Here is a 268-nt window from a genome sequence, read left to right on the forward strand (position 1 = left end):
TCTTCTTTTAGAAATGAATCTCAAGATGGGGCTATAGCTCAGCTGGGAGAGCGCCTGCCTTGCACGCAGGAGGTCAGCAGTTCGATCCTGCTTAGCTCCACCATTCTTGACGTCTTCCACAAGACGTAAATCTTATGTGGGCGATTAGCTCAGTTGGGAGAGCACCTGCCTTACAAGCAGGGGGTCACTGGTTCGAGCCCGGTATCGCCCACCATCTTTAAGTGTTCTTTCATAAGAATCTTTAAACATGGTTTTCATAAGAAAATCT

The 268-nt window shown here is 47.4% G+C and carries 2 tRNA genes; both read left to right on the top strand.

What is annotated here, in order from left to right:
* The first annotated feature begins 27 nt into the window (after positions 1 to 27).
* Positions 28 to 103 (top strand) — tRNA-Ala (locus RH45_RS06685).
* Positions 104 to 138: 35 nt separating this feature from the next.
* Positions 139 to 214: transfer RNA gene (locus RH45_RS06690), tRNA-Val, on the top strand.
* The last annotated feature ends 54 nt before the right edge of the window (positions 215 to 268 follow it).

It is taken from the genome of Vibrio sinaloensis DSM 21326 (assembly GCF_000189275.1).
GTDB classification, from domain to species: Bacteria; Pseudomonadota; Gammaproteobacteria; order Enterobacterales; family Vibrionaceae; genus Vibrio; species Vibrio sinaloensis.